The organism is Mucilaginibacter sp. BGA-UO-ETr-C110 (genome assembly GCF_059567985.1).
The window spans coordinates 3,465,548-3,489,344 of sequence record NZ_JCAQPB010000002.1; the positions used below are offsets into that span (position 1 = coordinate 3,465,548).

The window sequence follows — 23,797 nt, forward strand, 5'->3', positions numbered from 1 at the left end:
ATACCCAAAACTCATCTCCCTGCCAGCTCTATAACCTGCAAATCCTGGATTCTATCCCCATCGATATTAAAACGCATCAGGGTGCGTACCTTATGCCAGCCTTGCTGCCCTGCCGCGCCTGGGTTAAGATGCAGGCAGCCAATTGCTTTATCGGGCATTACTTTTAAAATATGCGAATGCCCTGAAATAAATAGCTTAGGCGGATTTAAGTAGATCTCCTTTTTTACCGCCGGGCTATATTTGCCCGGATAGCCACCAATGTGCGTCATCCATACATCAACACCTTCGCAATTAAAGCGCAGATTTTCCGGGTATACCAATCGTACATCCTTCCCGTCGATATTGCCGTAAACGCCCTTTAATGGCTTAAAGGCGGCCAGTTTATCAGCCAGTTCCAGGGTGCCGAAATCGCCGGCGTGCCAGATCTCGTCGCAATTTTCAAAGTGTTTAAAAACAGCGTCGTCAAGGTAACTGTGGGTATCGGATATTAAGCCTATGCGGGTCATGCTGTAAAGATAGATACAAGAGGTAAGAGTCAAGAACCAGGAGTTAAGAAATCTGTCATTGCCCACAAAAAAACCTGAGTAAAGTTAAAAAAGTGGGTTTACATGGTTTACACTTTTCATGGTTAACATTGATTTATTTAATTGGTAATCAGATAAATAATAATTATCTGTGTCGTTTTTTGGGTTTACAGTGTAAACCATAATTAGTGAGTTTACATTGGTCAGTTTTATAGCATTTTGGTATTCCAACATTTGTGGATTGGGGACGGGTGATAGTGGAGATAGTATCCATGTAAAAACATGTCATTGCTCAGTGCGGCAATCCCCAATTTACAGAGCAAACTTTGCATACCCGATCTGCATATTGGGGATTGCTTCGTCGTTCCTCCTCGCAATGACATGATGGGATAGTATATTGATTTAAAATATCGTCAAAAATTCCTTCAATATCGCCTGGTATTCTTTACTGTAAACTTTAGGTTCATCATAAATCACCAACCTTTCCTCCTCCTGTCGAGCTTTACCAAAACCAAAGGCCAGTATTTCCCGGTGTGGTTCATCACCTGTAAAAGAATAGACCTTTATTATTTTCTGCAAATGGAGCTGATGTCGCGCAGCCAAAGTTTTAACAAACTCAGCCGTCTCCAGCGGTAAAACCAACCAGCAAGTACCATTCTCCGTTAAATGGTTTGCAACTGCTTCTATCAATCCCTCAAAAAATCCCTCACCTGCATGTTTAGCTAAATTCTTCTTTACGCCCGGCGATTGCAGCGAATTGATATAGAACGGCGGATTGGATACGATCAAATCATATTTTTTGTCCCGATGAGTAGAGAAAAAATCGGCAAAGCCAACCGGAAACAGCATAAGTCGATCAGCAAAAGGTGAGCCTTTAAAATTATTTTCGGCCGTTATAGCCGCGCTTTCATCAATCTCTACGGCATCGATCCGGGCATCAGCAAAGCGCTGGGCCAGCATCAGGGCAATTACGCCGGTGCCCGTGCCTATATCTAAAATGGTAGAATATTCGGCAATACCGGCCAAGGCACCCAACAAAACACCATCCGTATTGATTTTCATGGCGCAGCCTGTCTGATCAACGCTGAATTGTTTAAATTTGAATATCATGTTTAAGAAAATAACAGCAATTAGTTTAGTATCATTAATTTCAATAAACTGTTTTGCTCAAAGCATTAAAGGCGCACTTCCTAATACAGTCAAAGTTAGCATTGATAATCTTTTTAAAGCATATAGTAAACAAAACTCGCCCGGCTATGCCATTGGTATTGTTAAAGCAACAAAAGTTTTATATACCCAGGGTTATGGTTCAGCCAATCTGGATTATCTTATCCCGATAACACCAAACTCCTCTTTTGATATTGCTTCTGTATCCAAGCAGTTTACCGCGGCCTGCATAGCCCTGCTTATTATGGATGGCAAACTAAGCCTGGATGACCCTGTAAGTAAATTTGTGCCTGCTCTGGGTAAATACAGCGATACTATCCGCATTAAGCACCTGATATATAATACCAGCGGAATAATTGATTATTTTAAGCTACCCCGGCCCGACGGCCACTCCTGGATCACGTTCAATTATTTTGATATTGACTACTGTATCAAAACCTCGTTGAGTAAAGATACACTTGCATTTAAACCCGGTGATCAATGGGACTATTGCAATGTGAATTATATGCTGCTCACCAAAATAATTGAAAAAGTAAGCGGTATACCCTTTAGCGAATTTTGCAAAAAGCGATTGTTTGAGCCCTTAGGCATGTCCAGTACTTTAATTAATGACGATGTTACCGAAGTAATCAAAAACCGGGTAACTCCTTATAATATCCGTAATAAAGTTTATGCAGATGCCTACCGCAAAGAAGGTATTCATGTAAAGAACGAGGGCGACTGGATGCAACACCCCAGAAATTCACCGCATTACGGAGGCAGCGGCGTTGTAACTACAGTAAACGACCTGCTGACGTGGAGCGAGAACTTTTTCACCAAAAAATTTGGCGGGGAAGAATTTTACAAACTGATGCACCTGACCTTAAAATTTAAACACAACAGGGATAACCAGGCATTTGGCTTATATAGGGGTACTTATAAGGGCAAAACCTATTGGGCCTGGGATGGTGGCGATTTTGGTATAAGCTCGCAACTTATCCGTTTCCCGGATCAAAAAATAGCTATAGTAGTACTATCGAATATAGGTTCAGGTAATGCTGCTGAAAAGGCAAATGCCATTGCAGATATATTAATAAGCAGTAAGATATTTTAATCGAATTTTATCTTTCGTAAAGTTCCAGCGGTAAACCATCCGGATCGGCAAAAAAGGTAAAGCGTTTGCCGGTAAATTCATCAATGCGGATAGGCTCTGTAATTACACCACTGCTTTGCAAGGAATTAACTACTTCATCAATATCATCAACCTCAAAAGCTAAATGGCGCAAACCAGCAGCTTCCGGGCGTGATGGTCGGGCAGGCGGCTCCGGGAAAGAGAAAAGCTCGATCTGGTACTGGTTGCCCACTTCCAGATCGAGTTTATAGGATTGCCGCTCTTCGCGATAAACCTCTAACAATATTTTTAAACCCAGTATCTCGCTATAAAAATGCTTCGACTTTTGGTAATCGGAACAAATAATGGCGATATGATGTACCCGGTTCAGCTTCAGCATTATTCGCCTAGTATGGTGTGTAATACGTTGCTGTGAACCATTTTCAGGTCGGTAACATGACCGAATGGTACTTCGTCAACATTCAGGAAACCATTGTTTACGGTACCCAGTAAGCTGAATTCCACATCGCTGGTAGCCATAAACTCAATAAAACGTTCCTGCTCTTCTGGTGCTACGGTTACCACTACCCTGCCTTGTGCCTCACCAAACAGGAATGCATCCTTACGGATCTCATCATCTGTTTCGATGTCAAAACCTAAACCGTTTGGCATAGACGACTCCAGCAGCGCGATATATAAACCACCATCAGCCACATCATGTGCCGATTCGATCACCCGGTGTTTGATAAGCCCTTTTACGGTTTGTTGCATCTCATATTCCTGATCGATATCAAAATAAGGTGCAGGTGCTTTTAATATTTTGTGCCATGAAGCCAGGTACTGTGATGACGCGATATCATTAACCGATTCGCCGATCAGGTAGATCAGGTCGCCGGGTTGTTTAAAGTCGGCGGTCATGATGTTTTCTACATCGTCCATTACACCCAGCATGCCAATAGTTGGTGTCGGGAATACCGAACCACCATCTGCCGACTGGTTATAAAAGCTCACGTTACCACCGGTAACCGGGGTTTCGAACTTGCGGCAGGCATCGCCCATACCTTTTATAGCGCTTACAAACTGCCAGTAAACCTCGGGATTGTAAGGATTACCAAAGTTTAAGCAGTTGGTGATAGCTACCGGCTCGCCACCCGCACAGGTAATATTACGTGCAGCTTCGGCAACAGCAATGGCAGTACCTTTATAAGGGTCGGCATAAACATAGCGCGAGTTGCAATCTGTTGTTAATACAATAGCTTTATCGGTATCCTTAACCGCTACTACAGCTGCATCGCAGGCCAGGTTGGCAGTCATGGTTTGTACACCTACCATGCTATCGTACTGGTCGGTTACCCAACGTTTGGAAGCCAGGTTGGGGTGTGAGGCCAAATGTTCGGCTACTTCAACCAGGTTTTCAGGTTCTTTAACATCATCGATGTTGAATTTCTGATTTTCGGCAAAGTAAGCAGGCTCTCGGTATTCGCGTTCATAAACAGGTGCACCGCCGCCTAAAACTAAGTCGTCTGCAGGTACATCGGCAACCAATTCGCCGTTCATGAAGTATTCTAAACGTCTGGTATCGGTTACTTCGCCTATTACAGCGCAGTTCAGATCCCATTTGTCAAAAACAGCCTCTACTTCTTTTTCGCGGCCTTTATAAACCACAATCAGCATACGCTCCTGTGATTCGGACAGCAAAATTTCGTAAGGCTTCATATGATCCTGGCGGGTTGGTACTTTATCCAGATCGATACGCATACCATGTTCGCCTTTAGCGCTCATTTCGGAGTTGGAGCAGATGATACCGGCAGCGCCCATATCCTGCATACCTACTACGGCACCGGTTTTAATTACTTCTAATGTAGCTTCCAGCAACAGTTTTTCCTGGAAAGGGTCGCCTACCTGTACGGCAGGAAGATCATTCACAGAATCGGCGGTGATATCTTTAGATGCGAAAGCCGCGCCGTGGATACCGTCTTTACCGGTTGCAGAACCTACTATATATACCGGGTTACCTACGCCGTAGGAGGTTGCCGAAACGGTTTCGCCCGCTTTTACAATCCCTGCCGACATGGCGTTAACCAGCGGATTTACATTATAACAATCGTCAAAAAACAGCTCGCCACCTACAGTTGGGATCCCAAAGGCATTACCGTAATGACTGATACCTTTTACTACACCTTTTACTAACCATTTGGTTTTATCCAAGGTAAGGTCGCCGAAACGCAGGGAGTTGAGCTGTGCGATAGGACGTGCGCCCATGGTAAAAATATCACGGTTGATACCGCCTACGCCGGTTGCGGCGCCTTGATAAGGCTCCAAAGCCGATGGGTGGTTATGCGACTCGATCTTGAAAGCGCAGCCGATGCCATCGCCCAAGTCAACCAGACCGGCATTTTCTTCACCCGCCTTAGCCAGCATACGCGGACTATCCTTAGGCAAAGTTTTTAGCCAGGTGATGGAATTTTTATAGGAACAGTGCTCGCTCCACATGACCGAAAAAATAGAAAGCTCGGTAAAATTGGGAACTCGCCCTAATATCTCTTTTATACGTTCAAATTCTTCGGGTAATAAGCCTAAATCTTTGGCGGTTTCAACGGTGGTTAATTCCTGGTGCTCCAATGTACTATTGTTTTATTTGAAAGGATGCGCAAAAGTAGGAAAAAACGGCGAAAGCTGAAAGGCAAAAGGCGAAAGCTTTTGACTCCTATCAGGGTCGGGTTGTGGGTTGCGAGGTTCGGGTGCCGGAATGGTTAGCCTATTTTCATCACCTGAAAACCAAACTTATAAAATTCAAACTACAGAAACTTCTTAAACCAATAATTTTAACACTTTTCTGCTCAGAATTGGGGCGAAAAGCGATCAAAAACTATTCAAAACTTGATCAAAACCATCGATTTTAACACTTTTTAACAAATTATTGACGGGTTTTTAAACTTTAAAAAGTATTAAATAATTGACATTCAAATAACTACATACCAAACGGTTGATTTTTGTTCCTGTTTTTGAAGGACGTAATTATGTTTTTCAAACAGGGCAGAATGCCGAATTGGCTTAATTAAATATATAAAAAATGTTTGGGAACTGCAATGGGTTATGGACCGGATTTAAACTTGTGTGCTGTAGAAACCCCTTCCTCCCTCCATTGGCGCAAGTCTTGTGTGATAGGTTAGGGTAAAGGCTGACTTGTGACCTCGCCTGCATGGTATACAAGCACAAGTCATCACCCCACCAGCAACCACACAAGACTTGCGCTAAAAATGGATGTTGATGCCATTTTTTATAGGGCACTAATTTGCCCCTATCAAAATCATCATAGTAAATAGTATATTCAGCCTGTGGTCGGTGTTATCACTATACCACTATATTTGTTTTAGGTAACGCTTTATCAATACTATAGAAATTACGCCTTTTAATAAATAAGACTATGGCAAAAAGTAAATTACTGCGAATGGACAACATCGGCATCGTTGTAGAATCCCTCGATAATGCTATCTCTTTTTTCACGGAGGTGGGCCTAAAGCTCGAAGGGCGGGCCACGGTGGAAGGAGAATGGGCTGGTCGCGTTACCGGACTGGGCACTCAGCAAGTAGAGATCGCTATGATGGTTACCCCCGATGGTCACAGCCGGCTCGAGATTTCGAAATTTCTCACCCCGCCTACTATCGCAGATCACCGGGCTGCTCCTGTGAACGCTCTTGGTTATTTACGCGCTATGTTTACCGTTGAGGATATTGACGAGCTGGTATCCAGGCTCATCAAGCATGGCGCCCAACTCGTTGGCGAAGTAGTTCAGTACGAGAACTCGTATAAGCTCTGTTACATTCGCGGAGCAGAAGGACTTCTGATCGGTTTGGCAGAAGAACTCAGTAATAAATAAGTAACGGATATTTTGGCTCGTGACAGGTGTTATCACCGTAGCGCTACATCGGTTTTACTTTAAACCATATGCCTAAAAGCGAACTATAAGTGTCCGGTTTCATCACAATGCATTTAATTTACCGGTAACACTATACTGGCTATGAATTAATTATAATTTTGGCATGCATTTTACTGCAATAAGGCATGAAGAAATTATTCTTATTATCTATCCTCTTTACTTACACCTATAACCAGGTAAGTGCTCAAAACATTGATTCTACGGTACGGCATGCGGCAAGCACTTTTATGGCAAGCGGACCGCGCGTTGGATTTTCTGTTGGCATCATTAAAAACAACCAGGCTTATCGATACCATTTCGGCAGCACACAGAAAAATATAAACGATACCCCTACCGATCAAACTATTTACGAAATAGGATCGGTTACCAAAACATTTTTCAGCTTGTTGCTGGCACAAGCCGTAATTGAAAAAAAGGTTAGTTTAAGCGATGATATCCGTAAATATCTTAAAGGAAATTATCCTAACCTGCAGTATAACGGCAAACCTATCCAACTGGTGCACTTAGCTAATTTAACCTCGGGGTTGCCGGATAATCTTCCTGAAAAATTGCCCGCATCTAAAATCACGAGTCCCGATCCGCAAACTTTTGAGAACAAAAAATTTTATGATGCCTTTACGCGAAACCAGTTTTTAACGGAGCTTCATAACGTAAAGCTGAGTCAAGAACCCGGATCAAACTCGGCACACTCCAACACGGCAGCCCAATTATTAGGGCTTTTGCTCGAAAATATTTATGGCACAAGCTATGATGCCCTCCTGGCAAAATACATAACAGGGCCATTGAAAATGGGAAGTACTTTTTTTACCGTACCCGCAGCTAAACAAGCCCTTTACGCCAGGGGCTATAACGAAAAAGGGGTATTAATGCCCGAAATTCCGAAAGACGCCGGAAGCGCGGCCGGACTAAAATCATCACTGGCAGATATGCTGGTGTATATGAAGTATCAGTTGGAAGAGAAAAACGCGGTGGTCACCATGAGCCATAAACCCACCTGGGGCAAGCCCGAAAGTACAGCTGTTGGTTTGGTTTGGTTTACCAGAACACATTTTGATGGTAAAAGGGATATATGGGAATCGGGAGGCACAGGTGGCCATTCCTGTTTAATTGATCTGTACCCTGAAAGAAACTTCGGCATTGTAATACTTACTAATGAGAGCGACAACCAAGCCCAGGACAGGATATCTGATATGGCCGAAACCATTTATAATGAGCTTTATTTTACCGCGGCCCAGCGTTCAAAAGAAGGCTTTGGCTTTTCTGCCGATGCAAATACCCTGCTTGATACTTTAAACAAATACGGGTTTCAAAATGCAATTAAAATAGCAGATAATTTAAAGAAATATGATCATTCGTTTAAATTAACAGAAGACGAGATGAACGTATTGGGTTATAAATTCCTGAACAAGGGCCAAAAGGAAAAGGCGCTGGAACTATTTAAATTAAATGTAAATCTGTACCCTGCAAGTTCAAATACCTATGATAGTCTGGCCGAAACCTATGAAAATACGGGCAACAAGATTTTGGCTATCAAAAACTATAAACGTGCGCTTGAACTTAATCCCCAAAGCAGTAATGCTGTGGAGCATTTAAAGAAATTAGAAAAAGAATAGTTGATTGTTCGTTTTGTCCCCCGCAGGGTCTCCTGAAAGGGACCCTGTGGGGGACTACAGACCCTGAAGGGACGAAAAAAAAGGCCTGTCAGTCTGAGCCCCGTCGAAGACTCGCGTGCAGAGGCCTGCCCACCATGCTTCGACGGCGCTCAGCATGACAACCTACAAACAATTAAAGTTTTGCAAACTGTAATATGTTGCCTGTAGTCCTTACTATTCTCCAGTCACTTTGAATTTTCAAATTAATTATAATATGTTTGTACATATCAACAAATATTTCTGATCCAGGTTTATTTGTATCAATTATTAATCGTTTCCCGGTATGAATTTTAAGTCCTTACTCTTTTCGGTATTACTGGCTCTTTGGTGTTTTAGCGCTAAAGCCGAAGCTGATAATATAGCGCCGCAGGCTACCGTAACCGCTTCTTCAACTTTCAGTAAGGACTATAGTCCGGCTAATGTTACTGATGGCATTATTGGTATTGAAGATAAAGGGGAATGGGCTTGCCTGGGCGAAACCGCCTTTTGGGGGTATATTAAGTTTCCCTGGATCCAGCTCAGCTGGAAAGATACTAAACTGGTGAACCGTATTGTGTTGTACGACCGCCCCTGTCGTAACGAATACATAGCAAGCGGTAAACTCGTGTTCAGCGATGGATCGGTGGTTTGGGTTGATCAGATCCCGAATAATGGTATGGCGAAATCGGTTACTTTTAGTCCCCGGAAAATAAAATGGGTAAAATTTGTAGCCACCGATGGCGACGGCAAAAACCTTGGCTTTTCGGAAATTGAGGTATTCAGCGCGCCCGAACAATTCAACGACTACGTATCATGGGTCGACCCTTATATTGAAACCAACCGGGGCCGTTATTTCTTTTTTATAACAGGTTGCCGTCCCTTTGGGATGATCAGCGCCGCGCCGCATACCCGCAACAAAAACCAATGGGGCGGCGGTTATGTTTACAACGAAGATCATATATTGGGCTACGGGCAAATCCACGACTGGAGCCTCTCGGGGCTCGAAATTATGCCCACTCCCGCCGGTGTAGATCCCACCAATGGCGAAACCGCCTGGCAATCGCTGTATAGTCATGATGATGAAATTGTACAACCCGGGTACCAGCGAAACTTTCTGCGCGACCACCACACCTGGGTTGAGCAAACCAGCACAAACCGGGTGAGCTTTTACCGCTTTACCTATACGCAAAACATGAATGCCCAGGTAATTACCAACCTGGGTGGCTACATTGGCGGCACCACCATGACCCACGCCGAGGTTAAACAAACCGGCAGCGCATCTTACGAAGGTTCATTTAGCGATGTGGGACGTTTGTGGGGCGGTCCTAAAGATGTGAAAGTATTTTTTGTGGTGGAGTTTGATAAACCGTTTAAAACCCTGAATGGCTGGGACGGCAAAAAACAATTCAACGATATTAAAGAGATCAAAGGCGATAACGCGGGTGTGGCACCACAATATGAAGTGAAAGCAGGCGAACAGCTGCAAATGAAGATAGCTATTTCCTACACCAGTGTGGAGAATGCCCGTAATAATTTAAAGCGGGAATGTGCCGGCTGGGATTTCAACTCGGTAAGGAGCGACTCGCGCCGGGAATGGAACAGCTGGCTGGGCAAAATAGATGTAAAGGGCGGCACTGCAGATCAGCGTAAAAAATTCTATACCAATTTGTGGCATGTGCTGCTGGGTCGTCACCTCAACAATGATGTTTCCGGTGATTATGCCGACCGCAGCGGGCCTTCCGAAGCCAAGGCGACAGATGGTTCATTTAAGATAAAAACCCTGCCCAAAAACGCCGATGGCAAACCCAAATTCGGCATGTATAATTCAGACGCGTTTTGGCTTACCCAATGGAACCTGAACGTACTTTGGGGCCTGGGATGGCCCGAAGTGCAGGATGATATGTCGGCCTTTATGATACAGTTTGCTGATGATGGCGGGCTGCTGCCGCGCGGCCCCGTTGGCGGCGGCGATACTTTTATTATGACCAGCTGCCCGGCCACCAACCTTATTGTAAGTACCTATCAAAAAGGTTTACTCAAAAAAACAGATGCCGACCATGCCTTTGATGTTATCCGCCGCAACCATTTGCCCGGCGGGGTACTTGGCAGTAAAGAGGATATTGAGTTTTATACCGAAAAGGCTTACTGGCCCGATAATGCCGGAATAACCATCGAAGCGGCTTTCCAGGATTATGCCGCCGCGCAAATGGCCGCTAAACTTAACCGCCAGGCCGACTATAACTTTTTCATGAAACGGTCATCAGGATGGAAAGCATTGTTTGAGCCTAAACAAAAACTGCTGTTCCCCAAAAACAAAGCCGGTCAATTCATACATACCGATGCCCTAAGCGGGCAGGGCTGGATAGAGGCCAACGCCTGGCAGGCAACCTGGGGTATTTCACATGATATTGATGGTTTGGCCAAATTAATGGGCGGCCGGGATGTACTGTGCAGCAAGCTCAATTACGCCTTTGAGCAATCACAGGAAAGCGATTTTGTTTATGATTACGGCAGGGGTTACATCAGTTATGCCAATCAGCCCGGCTGTTCAGACGCGCATGTATTTAACTATGCGGGCAAACCATGGCTTACCCAATACTGGGTGCGCAAGGTTCAGGAGCAGGCCTACGGCGGGGTATCGCCCGACCTGGGTTATGGAGGTTCTGATGAAGACCAGGGGCAAATGGGCGGCGTAAGCGCTTTAATGTCCATTGGCTTGTTTAACCTGCAGGGCAATGTGACCAAAGATCCTGTTTATGATATTACCAGTCCTGTTTTTGATGAGGTAACCATCAAACTCGATCAGCGTTACTACACCGGTAAGCAGTTTGTGATCAAAACCCATAATAACTCGGCCCGTAATATGTATATCCAAAAAGCAACATTAAACGGCAAACCGTTAAGCCATTTCTGGTTTAAACATGCTGATTTTGCCAAAGGCGGCGAACTTGTTTTATGGCTCGGCCCTCAACCCAATAAACAGTGGGGGATTAAATAATTTAAACTCAATAACATATAAAAAGCCTGTCAGTCTGTTTGTTGTTTTGGCAATAGGGCGATAACCCAACCATAAGCTAAGTCAACAACATGTCAATAACGACGCAGCATTTGCTTAGACGAAAGTTTGTTCCGATCTTTGAATTAGATGTTTAAACATTTATTAGAAATAACAAGATGGAAATAGGAATAGACAGCTTCGCTTCGGCGATGTACGGCAGTAAGGAATTGAGCAGTGTGGATGCCATGGAACAATTGCTGGACCGTATTGCATTTGCCGATGAGGTTGGTCTGGATGTTTTCGGTATCGGCGAACATCATAAAAAGGAGTTCCTGGATTCGGCAACAGCGGTGATCCTGGCTGCTGCCGCGGCGCGAACCAAACGTATCAAACTAACCAGCGCGGTAACGGTGCTCAGTGCTGCCGATCCGGTACGGGTATACCAGAGTTTTGCCACTTTAGACCTCATATCTAAAGGCCGTGCAGAAATGGTTGTTGGCCGGGGATCATCTATTGAGGCCTATCCCCTGTTTGGTTTTAATCTGGACGATTACGACGCGCTATTTAAAGAAAAGCTGGACTTATTACTGAAGGTTCGTGACAATGAATTTGTGACCTGGTCTGGTAAATTCCGTGCGCCTTTAAACAACAGGCCCGTATATCCAAGAGCCTTACAGGAAAAACTACCCATTTGGCTGGGTGTTGGTGGTACGCCGGAATCATTCGCACGTGCCGGTACATTGGGATTACCCCTAATGGTAGCCGTGATAGGTGGCGAAACACACAGGTTCAAGCCCCTGATAGATCTGTATCGCGAAGCCGGTAAAAGAGCAGGTTTTACCCCCGATCAGTTAAAGGTGGGACTACATTCGCCGGGCTATGTGGCCGCGACCAATGAACAGGCCGTTACCGATTACTATCCGGGTTATGCGGAGCTCTGGACCAAATTAGGTCGGGAACGTGGCTGGCCACCAGTGACCAAAACTCAGTTTGATACGTTAGTAGCACCAAAAGGTGTATTAGTTGTAGGCGGACCAGAACAGGTAGCTGAAAAACTATTGCGCCACAGTGAAGCACTGGGTGGCGTGGATCGTTTTACTTTCCAAATGGATAATGCAGGTTTAACACATGCCCAATTAATGAGTTCTATTGAACTGATTGGGAAAAAAGTGATACCGTTGGTGAATTCCAAGTAAGGCTAAGGATATATTTTCTACATACCACTTATACATCATGTCATTGCGAGGAGGAACGACGAAGCAATCTCCTCGTATATCATAAACGCGAGGAGATTGCTTCACTCCGTTCGCAATGACATATTTTTATCCCTGATTCTTGATTCTTATATCTTGACTTCTCTCCCCCTTACTTCATTACCGCAAGCACCTGCGAAACGGGCAGATAAGGCGCTAAAAGTTTCCTCATAAACTTGCTAAAGAAAATCATCGTTTTTTTTTAAAGCGTTGATTACCTCGTCGGTATTCAATACGGTTGCAAACTCTTCGTTTATCTGTGCCAGCGCGGTTAGGTGAATGATTTCTGCATCGTAATGTTCGCCTTTGATTCCTGTTTTGGCAAAGGAAGCAACAGCATCGGCTACTACAAAAGTGTTATATCCAAAATTGCCCGCCATTCTTGCAGTGGTTGATACGCAATGTTCGGTGGTGAGCCCTACTATAACTACGGTATCAATGCCGACAGCATCCAGCCGCTGTTGCAGATCGGTACCTATAAACGAACTGTTCACCGATTTTTTGATCACCGGTTCACCGGGCAAAGGTTTTACAATTTCTTTGTGCGCGTTGCCGGGATTACCTTCGGCCAGCATGGAGTTGGGGTTGGTAGAGCAATGCTGAATGTGAAAAAGCGGCAGATTATTTGCGCGCCAGTAATCAAGCAGTTTACGGGCATTTGCTTCGGCGTTTGGATTGTTGCGTTCGCCGCCCCAGTACGGGATATTGTCAAAACCCTGCTGTATATCAATCAGTATCAGCGCCGGGTTGGTATTTGTTAATGTTTTCATACCTCAAAATTGCAGCTTTACCGGCAGCCGGATTTTGCTGTGAGGCTTTATTTGTTTGTTATAATAACACCGGCTCGTTACGCGCGCTGCTGGGTGGCGCGCCAAACTTTTGCTTATACACTTTTGAAAAATGCGAAATATTCTCGAACCCACTGCTGTAAGCTATCGTGGATACCGGGTCATTGGAGTTTTTGAGCTGATAGGCTGCATACTCCAGCCTGCGGTTGATCTGCCATTTTACGGGTGTGGTATTAAAGCGCTCGGTAAATTCCTTTTTAAAGGCACTTACGCTTCGTCCGGTCAATTTAGCCATATCCTGCAGGGAAAGTTGCCGGTTAAAGTTTTGTTCCATAAAGTAGGCCAGGTCGACCTTATTTTCGCTAACCAGGTGTTTTAAAAACGAAACAAAGGTTTTGGAGCTATCGCTCGATAAAATCTGAAGCAATATCTGGTGCGTTACAAATTTTACGATACAGCGTGAATAATCCTGCGGATGTGCAATATGCTGAATGGCCTGCGCTATGTTGGCTTTTATAAATTCGGATGTTTTAAAGATGAAGGGTGACAGATCGTCGGTCAGTTTTTCCTGCCTAAACTCGGGTACGTGGCTGTCCAAAAAATAATCAACAAACTCGTTTTCCATAAAAATGAGCATGCTGGTATAATCATCAGACGGAAATATCTGGTAATTACCCCGTCTCCTGAACTGGATATCGCCTGCCGCAAGATGCTGTACATGACCACCATACCAAACATCGATCGATCCGGTTAAAACCACCTCGAGGCAATGCATAGTTTGCAGGGTATCATCACAGCTGAAAGGCCGCTTTTTGTCGATAACAATACCGTACATATCGCAAAACCGCATTCTCATATGTACATGATGCTCAAGCAGGTCTTTTGGGATTTGGATCATCTTTATAGCTTATTTACTCTAAGCTACGTGTTGTTATGCTATCTTTTTAACTTTTGGGGTAATTGTAACAAAACGATGATAAAAGAGACACCGCAGTCATTCGGCTCCTGCCGAGTGACGATTATCCGCAGGCCTCTGGCCTGCGGATTAAATACGGTGTTGTTTTACTGCGGCCGGAGGCCGGGTAATAGTTGTCACTCGGCTGGAGCCGAGCGACTGCATGGTGATTTTATTTTTTTATCTCTTGATTCCTGACTCTTATATCTTGATTCTAAATCACCGCGTTACTCATGGCCAGATCCTCAATTACGCTGAGCAATTGTTCCAGATCATCTTTTTGGGTAAGCGGGTTCATGAGGGTTATCCGCAGATAAAAATCCTTTTTAATGGTAGTGCCTACTATATAAAAGCGACCGTCTTCTATCAAACGCTGTAACACATCACGGTTGAGTTCGTTAGAGTCAGCACTGGCTTTCAGGCGGAAACAAACAATATTGCTTTGGGGTTCGCAGGCCAGTTCAAAGTTTTCATGCTGATGTACCATGTGGGCAAATTCACCGGCCATACCGTACAGTTTATCAATGTGCTGTTGGTACAGGCTATCGCCATAAAGCCGCATAATAGTGTAAGTATGCAAAATGGTCATGGGTTTGGTGCATTCAAAGGTTTGCTTTCCCGAGTTATACCATTCATCGGCTTGTTGATCCTGCCACAGGTACTCGGCTTTTTGCAGGAATGTTTTGCCGGCCTGCCTGGCCGATTTAAACAGCACAGCTGTTGATAAGGAGGGTGCCATCATCATTTTATGAAAATCAACCATCACCGAATCTGCCTTTTCGATCCCTCCGAGCAGATGCTTATACACCGGCGAAAAAATAACCGGGGCGCCATGCGCGCCATCTACATGAAACCAGATACCTTGTTTTTGTGCAAAGTGACCAATAGCATCCAGATCATCATAGGCACCGATAGAGGTGGAACAGGCACAACCAACAATACAGAATACCTTTTTACCTTTTGCAGTAGCATCCCGATACTGATCTTCAAGCAATTCGGTGCGCATCTGGAAACGATCATTAACCGGTATTTTGATAATATTTTCGGGAGGTAGCCCCATGATCCGTACGGCTCGCTCAATACTGTAATGCGCTTCTTCGGATACCATAATGGCCAGCTGCCCATACTCTGGCTTACCTAATACATTGGACAGAGATGCCCGGGCGGCTAATAAAGCGGTCAAGTTACCCAGCGTACCACCGGAAGTAACAATGCCCGATGCTTCCTCACCAAAACCAAATTTGGCAGCCATGTAGGCGGTTACTACTTTCTCCATGGCATTGCCGGCCATCCCCATTTCATAAACGGCCATGCCATTATTCAAGAAAGAGATCAATGCCGATGTTAAAGCAGTTACCGGCAAAGTTGTTGAGGTTTGGTGCCCGATATAACCCCGGCTATGTAAATTAACCGACCTGGACATCACCGAACGGAAAAGTTCCAGGGGATTATCAATTAAAGGTGAATTAAAATCATTTTGCCAGTAAGCCAGCTGCTCCGCCGGACTTTCCCAGTTTATCGTGTCTTTTTTTTGAGGGGCGGTGTGCGCTTTTTCAAGTTCGGTGGCCAGCAGTTCAACTAATTGGTGAGCCTCGGCCCGGAAAGTTTCGGGTCGATACGCTTTGGTGATCAGATCTTCCATGGTGGTGGTGGTTATGTTCTTAAACAAAGGAAGCGTTTGCTATTAATAATAAAAAATACTTATATTTCATCAACTTATAACAAATTTGCATAAATATGGATATTAATGTGCTCAAGAATTTCCTGGTATTGGCCGAAACGCTGCATTTCACCAAATCGTCTGACAAATCTTTTATCGCACAACCCGCGCTGAGCCGGCAGATCAAACAAATGGAGGAATCATTAAACGCCCAATTATTTAAGCGTAACAAGCGCAATGTGGAGCTTACAGCAGCCGGCAGGTATTTTAAAGCCGAAATGGAACGCCTGGTAAATCAGTTTGATCATGCGGCCAAACGCACCGCCCAACTGCATAAAGGCGAAGCCGGCGAGATAAGGATAGGTTATACTTATTCTGTTATGCAAAGTTTTTTGCCGGGCATGATCAGGCACATCAATGAAATCTTGCCCGATATTCATACGGTATTGCTGGAGATAAACAATAAGCAGCAGGCCATCGATCTGAAGAATAAAGAGATTGATATCGGATTTTCTACCAACCCGGTTATTAATGATGATTTAAAAAGCAAGGTATTGCTGCGGGATAACTTTGCTATTGTGCTGCCGCTCGATCACCCGGTAGGTCCGGAAAATTTCAGCGATCTGAGCGTGTTTGCCAACGAGCGGTTTATTTTGCCGCCGCGCTCAGAAGGGTCACTCTATGTGGGTACGGTTGAATCTATTTTTATTGAAGCAGGTTTTTTACCCAACATTGTGCACAAAACGCCTTTTGCCAGTACCGGCATCCGCCTGGTTGAGGCGGGGCTGGGCATTACCGTAGAGCCCATGTCGAGCTTGCGCAACTATCCGGGTATTATCAAATATATTGAGCTGAAAGATGTACCCCAAAAGGCCGAACTCACCATGCTCTGGCATGCCGAACTGGAAACAGAGATGCCCCGGGTAATTGATCTGCTGATGAATTTTAGTATATAACAAAAAAAGGGCAAACGAAAAATATTCGCTTGCCCACGGTGGTCATTTAACGATTTCTGTCCCCCCGGAGACGCTATACAACCACTTTATCTTGATCACCCATTGCTATATACATCAACGGGCAATTTATGGTAACACTTCTGCTATTTTTTTATGCATGGCTTCCTCATCGCCCGAAGCCAAAAGCACTTTTCCTTCTTTATCCAGCAACACATAAAAAGGGATGGTACGGCTTGGGAATAATTCACTCACCTTTCTTTTTGAATGTTCCGAAGTACGTTCATCAATAACCTGTGTCCACGGCATTTTTTCTTTATCGAGCGCTGGCAGCCACTTTTTCCAGGAATCATCAATTGATACACTTACGATACTAAATCCTTTTGGATGGTATTTGGCATAAACTTTTTTCCAGTTTGGGATAGCCGCCCTGCAGGGCACACACCAGCTTGCCCAAAAATCTATCATGGTAATATTTCCGCGTGTTGCAGACAATGTGAATTTTGTTTTATCCCTTTTTTGCAGCGTAAAATCGGGCGCAACACTATTGGCTTCGTTATTTTTTAAATTGCCTGCGACAACTGCCAGCTCCTTATAATAGACAGAAGTTTTTGCCTCTCCTGAAAATTGAGCAAGAACAGATTGTAAATAACCCTGCGGACTTCCGGATAATGCTTGCGCATAAAGCTCCTTAAATATGAAAGCCCCGGCCACTGATGTTGGATATTGATGGATATAATTTTCGATCCATGCTTTTTGCTTTGGCACCATCACCTGGCGAACAGAATCCATTTTGGCACGTATAGCAGCAATATCCGAGGCCCCGATGGCCGCGTTAAGTTGCTTAAAAAGAGATATGAAGTAAGTCGGGCCTGTTTCATCCTCATATCTGGCATAAACATCCCCTATTTTCGATCCTGTTTCTTTGATTTGCCATATCATCGGGTAGTCTTTATTACCAGCACGCTGGTGCATGGCGCCCGCGGTGTCTATTTCAAGCGTAAGCACCGTATCTTGTACAAATGCCCGAAATGACCAATTGCCCGGAACGATCATAAACGACCTCGTATCTGATGAGCCAGTTTTCCCCCGGAAAATAAATTTTCCGTTGGTGATAGTGGCACTATCTATTGCATTGAGCCCACCCCCAACAGCAAGCATACGCACAATACCCGAGTTTACGCCTTGTATAGTACCCTTGATCTCAAAGCCCTGTTGGTTACTCTGGGCATTGGCCTGCATTACGTTTACACGGCGTACAGTACTCTTGACAACCAAACCCCGTCCGTCGCCCTGGGCGTTTGCCTGCATTATAAATAATAATAAGGAGGCACAAATAGAGATACCTGATAGTCTGGTCATAAAATGGTTTTATTATGTAAACTCTAAAAAGGGGTGTCATGCTGAGCTCCGTCGAAGCATGGTGGGCAGCCTCTGCGCTCTACCCTTCGACGAAGCTCAGGGTGACCCCTCTCTTTTGAGCGCCATGATTCATCACCCTGAGCTTTCGTTAAATTATCTATTGCTCACTTAGCTGAAAATTGATAGGGATATTATACCGTACCCGCACCGGCTGGCCATTCTGGATACCTGGTTTCCAGGCTTTGGCCAGTTTGAGCACGCGCAGGGCCTCTTCATCAAACCCATACCCTGCACCATGCTCTACTTTGATATTGGACAAAGAGCCGTCTTTCTCAATAATAAAACTCAATGTTACCCTGCCTGAAACTCCCTGTTCCTGTGCAACCGCCGGAAAACGAAGGTTCTTTTGTAAAAATTTCCCCCAGGCTGCCGCACCGCCAACTGGTTCGGGCATTACTTCGAGGCCTCCGTCTCTGGCATCGACTATACCATTATTTGCCGGCGCAGTACCATTCCCACCGGGAGTGGTGTTTGTGTTAAGTACATTTTCAGGTCCTTTTGCAGGTCCATCAACAGTAACCGGACCAATGGCACCTTCTATTTTGCTGATATCCACCGGATCTACAGTACGGGGATCATCATCTGGACGTACTGTAGTTGGTATAGCTGTTTGTTTTATGGGAACCGCTGGTGCAGGAGGATCAACAGATTTGGGCGCATCTTGCTTTTTAAGTTTAGCTTCTACAGGTGGCTGTATTGTAATATCTTTCAAATCCACCGGGGTCATATTTACTTTGGTAACCGGTTCTATTTTGTGTTTGAATACTATACTTGCCGCAACTAAAATGGCAACGCCGGCAAGGGCAAGCCCCATGGCCCTTGACATGGTGCGGCCATAATTCTTTCTCAGATCATAAGCACCGTATTCTTTGTTACGGTGGTCAAATACAAGGTCGAGCCACTCGGCGTTGTACAAATCAAATTTGGCAATACTCATAATTTTCAGAATTAAATTTCTTATAAAACGAATATACATATATAATATTTTATAAAACAAGAATTATTTTAAAATAATTTTCATCCGAATTACACTATGCCAAACCCGGTAAAATTTAATTTTTCCAACAAAAAGTCTTTTTGCTGAATGTATTTAGCAATTGAAAACATTATTGTTTAATCAAAAAAGAATGTCATTTCGACGAGAAACAGGGAGAAACCTTTTACATTTTGCGCTAACAGCAACTCATAATTATTACATTTTTCAAAATACCGAACAAACCACCTGCATAAATATCAATAAGAGTGATACTTTTTTACATTTTTAATTAAAACCATAATTCAAAATGGCATTTATCTATATATTTATCACATAAACAAACAAAAAGTTAAAATATTTATAAAAAAATGGCATTTATTTTAATTTTTTACTACTTTTAGACATGGTTAACAGGCTTTATCAATTTACTGCCTTAATTTTATTCCTTTTTTCTGGATTTTCCGCATCCGGTCGGGGAGGATTATACCATATCAACCATAAAGAAGAAAAAAAAGCTTCTTTAAGAACAGCAAGCCCCAATCACCACCCTTTTAATTACGAGTACAGCCTCAACAATGTACCCTTACCGGTCATTAATGTTCAGCAACACCGCGGAGCACATTCCTTACAAGGTTTTTATCACAGCCCCAATTTTTTCTCAATAGGGATAAAATATGTCACATTCTCTTGCGGCCTTGGCACAAGTCAGCTGTCACGCTTCCGCAAACTCATCCTTTTTCCGTTTCACGCTTTTTGGTAGCAGAAAAAACAATGCTATCCCGCTGCTCTGATTAAGCATCCGGGATCTTATTGTTTTTAAAAATTTAGTTTAATACCTCCCGGCATTTTGATTGGGTGCCGGGTATATTATTAATTTTTTAATACTGCCTGGTATTTTGATTGGGTACCAGGCAGTATTGATAAACTTTATTAAAACTCCCTAAAACCCGAAACATGAAAAAATTCATACCCTTTGGCGTACTTATAATTGTAATTGTACTTGCCCTTATTTATCCCTCGGTTACCTTAACCACTGTAAAAGACAGCAAAATTGATAGTGGCGATACCGCCTGGCTATTAGTAAGTACCGCGCTTGTACTCATCATGACGCCAGGACTGGCCTTTTTCTACGGTGGTATGGTGAGCAAGAAAAACGTACTATCAACCATGCTGCAAAGCTTTGTTTGTATGGGCGTGATCACCGTTATATGGGTTATCTTTGGTTTTAGCCTGGCCTTCGGCGATTCCATTGGCGGCTTTATAGGCGATCCGCGTACCTTTTTTATGATGAAGGGCACACTGGGTAATGCCACCTGGAAACTGGCGCCAACTATACCATTGGTATTATTTGCTATGTTCCAGTTAAAATTTGCGGTAATCACCCCGGCCCTCATCACCGGCGCCTTTGCCGAGCGGATCCGCTTTAACTCCTATGTAATTTTCCTTTGCCTGTTCATGATATGTATCTATGCTCCACTGGCGCACTCTACCTGGCACCCGGATGGTTTCCTGTTTGGTAAAGGCGTATTGGATTTTGCAGGTGGTACAGTAGTACACATGTCTGCAGGCTGGGCAGCATTGGCTTCGGCATTATATTTAAAACAACGTAACGATAAAGCACACGCGCCTGCACGTATCAGCTATGTATTATTAGGTACCGGTTTATTATGGTTCGGCTGGTTTGGCTTTAACGCTGGCTCTGCTTTAGGCTCTGGCACATTAGCCGCCACCGCTTTGGCTACCACCACTACCGCATCGGCAGCTGCAGCTATGGCCTGGATGTTTTTTGATATATTGCGTGGTAAAAAACCGGGCGTTATGGGCGCTTGTATAGGCGCAGTTGTAGGTCTTGTGGCTATTACACCGGCTGCAGGCTTTGTAACCATCCCCCATTCTTTAATCATCGGTATTGTAGCCGCGGTTGTAAGTAACCTGGTCGTGATCTGGAGAACATCAACCAGCATTGATGACACACTCGATGTATTCCCTTGCCATGGCGTAGGCGGTATGGTGGGTATGTTATTAACAGGCGTATTCGCGCATCAAAATGTAAACGCGGGCAATACTACCGGCAACGGTTTATATTATGGCGAAACGCATTTATTTTTAGTTCACCTCATTACTTTGGTAGGTGTTTCGGCCTTCGCATTTTTCGGTTCCTTGTTATTATTGAAGATCACAGATATGATCAGCACCTTACGTGTTAGCCCTGAGGAAGAGCTTGCCGGTCTTGACATCAGTCAGCACGACGAAGAACTTTAAGCTACACAGCACGATATAATCAAACCAAACAACAAGAAAAAACTAAAGCTGCATTTTTAAAGATGCAGCTTTTTTAATTATTGAATTATTGATTTAGTGAATTAGTGATTTCTTTTCTGAACCTTGATTTGTGTTTTTTTTACCTGAACCTGAATTTTCAGAATTTGATTAAATTGCTTGTCATTTTTTCAAAACTGCAAACTGCAAACTGCAAACTGCAAACTGCAAACTGCAAACTACCACTCCTTAGTTGATATCTTATTGATCTTTTTCTGCTCTTTGGGTAAAGCAGATATTTTAAGTATGTATGATTTCAGCACAGCACCTACTTTACGACTGTTCAGCAATATGCGGTTTAAAAACTCGGCAACATCGCGTTTATCCAGTTTGTCTTTGGCTTTCTCCATAGGGATAGTTACGCCCGGCACAGCCTCATATACATTATAGCGATTGCGCTGATAGGGCACATATACAAAATCGGTGAACCAGTAACGGTATTTATTATCCTTTACCTCAACCCGCAGGGTATAGGTAATCTCACCATCTTCGTGTGTAGTTACAAACGATTTTTTTGATACCAGAAAACCACTGCTGCCTACCAACACTCCCTGGGCCTTATCGGCAGTTGACAGCTTTAACTTATTTTTAGGATAGGCCGACTTAAAAAAGTAAAGCCCCCGACTATACAAAGTATCAGCACTCAGGCCTTCCTGAGCAACCGTTTGATAATAGATATACTTATCATTTTCATCAAAAGCCAGCGAATCCTTTTGCGCCGAAGCACTTTTCACCAACAACACACAAACAAGCACCGTCAATATATTTTTCATTATAGTATTTTACTTAATTTAAATCAGAAGTTCTAATTCCGAAACAGCGAAGCTCTCAACGAAGTTAATCCGAAATCAAAAGAACCGCTATAAAGATAAAAGCCGTTCCGGGTAATTGGAACGGCTTTTATAAAAGAATTGAAATTTATTTTTTTTAGAAGGCGTAAACCGCGGCTAACACAAATTGTGAAGCTTTATTGGTTGACACACCACTGCTGTTAACAAAAGGCGCGTAGAATTTATCGCTCTTGTTGTCAAATCTAAGCTCTGGGATCAGCGTTAACGGACCAGCCTTGATATTTGAAGTTACAGTAATCGCTTTTACATCGCCACCATCGTTTTTAACTTTAAAGTACTCACCTCTTAAACCAAAGCTAACGATTTTTGATACCGCCAACTGAGGATATAAAGCAACACCACTAAAGCCACCGGTATTATGTGGAGCAGAGAAAGTAGCGCCGTTTAAGCCTAATTTAAAGGCATCGGTTATTTGATAAGCAGTTGTCAAATCAAACTCTGTTCCGGAGTAAGTACCGGTTAACACGTTTAGGTAAGCAGTCCAGCCTTTAACCGGCGCAATCATCAATTGAGCGCCAAAGGTTGATACATCGCCAGAAGCTGTACCTTCGCTTACAGGTCTGAATGAACTATAAGTATTCCAGTAGTTATTAAAAACACCGGCCATTAAGCTTACTTTATCAGAAAAAGCGTAAGTAGCTTTTAAACCAGCGTTCTGGAACGGACCATTGGTAAATAAATAAGAAGTTGAATAGTTATAGTTACCTGTTGGCGCGATCACTTCATAACCAACAAAAGTAGCCATATAACCAGCTGTTAAATTAAACTGACTGGTAACATCATATGATACATACAAGTTTTGGATATGATAATTTGGATTCGGGATTGACTGATCATTTCGCGGACCAAAAGACAATTCGCCCACAAACGAAGCTTTGCCTACTTTTTTCTTCAGGCCCAGATCGATCATACCTATCGAAACCGAGTTTTGATCTGATGCAAAGCTGGTTGGTATATTAGCATGTTTAGAAAAATCATACTTATAATAAGCATCAACCGATCCGGTAATAGTCAAGGGCGGATCTGGCGCTGCAGTTTTTGTGGTGTCCTGTGCTTTCACTGTAAAAGCCGCGATAGAAAACAAACATAATAGTAAAGCTGTTTTTTTCATGATAACGATTTAATTGTTAATAAAATTGGGTTTGTTAATTGTTTTTTGATTTAAAGTACTGATATACAAAAGATTAATACAATTCGGGATCTTTTATTGTCGGCATAAAAAATCCCTGTGCAGTTGGCGATGCCATTGCATTAAAGCCACACACCAACC

General features: G+C 43.6%; 18 protein-coding genes. 7 read left to right on the forward strand and 11 right to left on the reverse strand.

The annotated features are described in order from the left end of the window. Nucleotides 1-11: 11 nt before the first annotated feature. Nucleotides 12-506: a metallophosphoesterase family protein gene (locus tag AC57BQ_RS15040; RefSeq protein WP_496407067.1), complete on the reverse strand. Its 495-nt coding sequence runs from the start codon at nt 504-506 to the stop codon at nt 12-14. Nucleotides 507-926: 420 nt separating this feature from the next. Next, entirely contained in the window at nt 927-1,634 is a 708-nt protein-coding gene (locus AC57BQ_RS15045; RefSeq protein WP_496407068.1) for a tRNA1(Val) (adenine(37)-N6)-methyltransferase, read from the reverse strand. Here AC57BQ_RS15045 and AC57BQ_RS15050 point away from each other — a divergent pair. Beyond that, complete coding sequence (locus tag AC57BQ_RS15050; RefSeq protein WP_496407069.1) at nt 1,633-2,784, forward strand: serine hydrolase domain-containing protein; 1,152 nt, start codon at nt 1,633-1,635, stop codon at nt 2,782-2,784. The genes AC57BQ_RS15045 and AC57BQ_RS15050 overlap by 2 nt on opposite strands. A gap of 7 nt (nt 2,785-2,791) precedes the next feature. Here the strand turns inward: AC57BQ_RS15050 and gloA2 are convergent, their stop codons facing one another. Together gloA2 and purL are read right to left on the reverse strand one after the other, a co-directional pair. Continuing rightward, nucleotides 2,792-3,181: an SMU1112c/YaeR family gloxylase I-like metalloprotein gene (gene gloA2 / locus AC57BQ_RS15055; protein ID WP_496407070.1), complete on the reverse strand. Its 390-nt coding sequence runs from the start codon at nt 3,179-3,181 to the stop codon at nt 2,792-2,794. Beyond that, a complete protein-coding gene (purL, locus tag AC57BQ_RS15060; RefSeq protein ID WP_496407071.1) occupies nt 3,181-5,403 on the reverse strand; it encodes a phosphoribosylformylglycinamidine synthase subunit PurL in 2,223 nt (740 codons plus the stop codon). The genes gloA2 and purL overlap by 1 nt, the downstream gene beginning before the upstream one ends. Before the next feature lie 829 nt (nt 5,404-6,232). Between purL and AC57BQ_RS15065 the strand changes: the two genes are divergently transcribed. The 4 genes from AC57BQ_RS15065 (at nt 6,233) to AC57BQ_RS15080 (ending at nt 12,546) form a co-directional block, all read left to right on the forward strand. Further along, complete coding sequence (locus AC57BQ_RS15065; RefSeq protein ID WP_496409479.1) at nt 6,233-6,661, forward strand: VOC family protein; 429 nt, start codon at nt 6,233-6,235, stop codon at nt 6,659-6,661. A 185-nt stretch (nt 6,662-6,846) separates the two neighbouring features. After that, nucleotides 6,847-8,334, forward strand: coding sequence for a serine hydrolase (locus AC57BQ_RS15070; RefSeq protein ID WP_496407072.1), 1,488 nt, complete (start codon nt 6,847-6,849; stop codon nt 8,332-8,334). 322 nt (nt 8,335-8,656) lie between these two features. Next, nucleotides 8,657-11,350, forward strand: a complete 2,694-nt coding sequence (locus AC57BQ_RS15075; RefSeq protein WP_496407073.1) for a GH92 family glycosyl hydrolase — start codon at nt 8,657-8,659, stop codon at nt 11,348-11,350. A gap of 176 nt (nt 11,351-11,526) precedes the next feature. Beyond that, nucleotides 11,527-12,546, forward strand: coding sequence for an LLM class flavin-dependent oxidoreductase (locus AC57BQ_RS15080; RefSeq protein ID WP_496407074.1), 1,020 nt, complete (start codon nt 11,527-11,529; stop codon nt 12,544-12,546). A 236-nt stretch (nt 12,547-12,782) separates the two neighbouring features. Here the strand turns inward: AC57BQ_RS15080 and AC57BQ_RS15085 are convergent, their stop codons facing one another. The 3 genes from AC57BQ_RS15085 to AC57BQ_RS15095 form a co-directional block, all read right to left on the reverse strand. After that, nucleotides 12,783-13,373, reverse strand: coding sequence for a cysteine hydrolase family protein (locus tag AC57BQ_RS15085; RefSeq protein WP_496407075.1), 591 nt, complete (start codon nt 13,371-13,373; stop codon nt 12,783-12,785). A gap of 58 nt (nt 13,374-13,431) precedes the next feature. Continuing rightward, complete coding sequence (locus tag AC57BQ_RS15090; protein WP_496407076.1) at nt 13,432-14,289, reverse strand: helix-turn-helix transcriptional regulator; 858 nt, start codon at nt 14,287-14,289, stop codon at nt 13,432-13,434. A 271-nt stretch (nt 14,290-14,560) separates the two neighbouring features. Further along, on the reverse strand, nt 14,561-16,015 hold the full coding sequence (locus tag AC57BQ_RS15095; RefSeq protein WP_496407077.1) for a pyridoxal phosphate-dependent decarboxylase family protein: 1,455 nt from the start codon (nt 16,013-16,015) through the stop codon (nt 14,561-14,563). A 68-nt stretch (nt 16,016-16,083) separates the two neighbouring features. Between AC57BQ_RS15095 and AC57BQ_RS15100 the strand changes: the two genes are divergently transcribed. After that, nucleotides 16,084-16,962, forward strand: coding sequence for a LysR substrate-binding domain-containing protein (locus AC57BQ_RS15100; RefSeq protein ID WP_496407078.1), 879 nt, complete (start codon nt 16,084-16,086; stop codon nt 16,960-16,962). A gap of 126 nt (nt 16,963-17,088) precedes the next feature. Here the strand turns inward: AC57BQ_RS15100 and AC57BQ_RS15105 are convergent, their stop codons facing one another. Beyond that, nucleotides 17,089-18,321 (reverse strand): redoxin family protein, encoded by a 1,233-nt coding sequence (locus tag AC57BQ_RS15105; protein WP_496407079.1) that lies wholly within the window; start codon nt 18,319-18,321, stop codon nt 17,089-17,091. 157 nt (nt 18,322-18,478) lie between these two features. Continuing rightward, nucleotides 18,479-19,318, reverse strand: a complete 840-nt coding sequence (locus AC57BQ_RS15110; protein WP_496407080.1) for an energy transducer TonB — start codon at nt 19,316-19,318, stop codon at nt 18,479-18,481. A 993-nt stretch (nt 19,319-20,311) separates the two neighbouring features. On the opposite strand from AC57BQ_RS15110, the gene AC57BQ_RS15115 reads away from it, so the two are divergent. Next, a complete protein-coding gene (locus tag AC57BQ_RS15115; RefSeq protein ID WP_496407081.1) occupies nt 20,312-21,619 on the forward strand; it encodes an ammonium transporter in 1,308 nt (435 codons plus the stop codon). A gap of 236 nt (nt 21,620-21,855) precedes the next feature. Here the strand turns inward: AC57BQ_RS15115 and AC57BQ_RS15120 are convergent, their stop codons facing one another. Both AC57BQ_RS15120 and AC57BQ_RS15125 read right to left on the reverse strand, forming a co-directional pair. Then, nucleotides 21,856-22,449 carry a DUF4468 domain-containing protein gene (locus tag AC57BQ_RS15120; protein WP_496407082.1) on the reverse strand — a complete coding sequence of 198 codons (594 nt, stop codon included), beginning with the start codon at nt 22,447-22,449 and terminating at the stop codon, nt 21,856-21,858. A gap of 154 nt (nt 22,450-22,603) precedes the next feature. Continuing rightward, entirely contained in the window at nt 22,604-23,638 is a 1,035-nt protein-coding gene (locus AC57BQ_RS15125) for a porin (RefSeq protein ID WP_496407083.1), read from the reverse strand. Nucleotides 23,639-23,797: the final 159 nt, after the last annotated feature.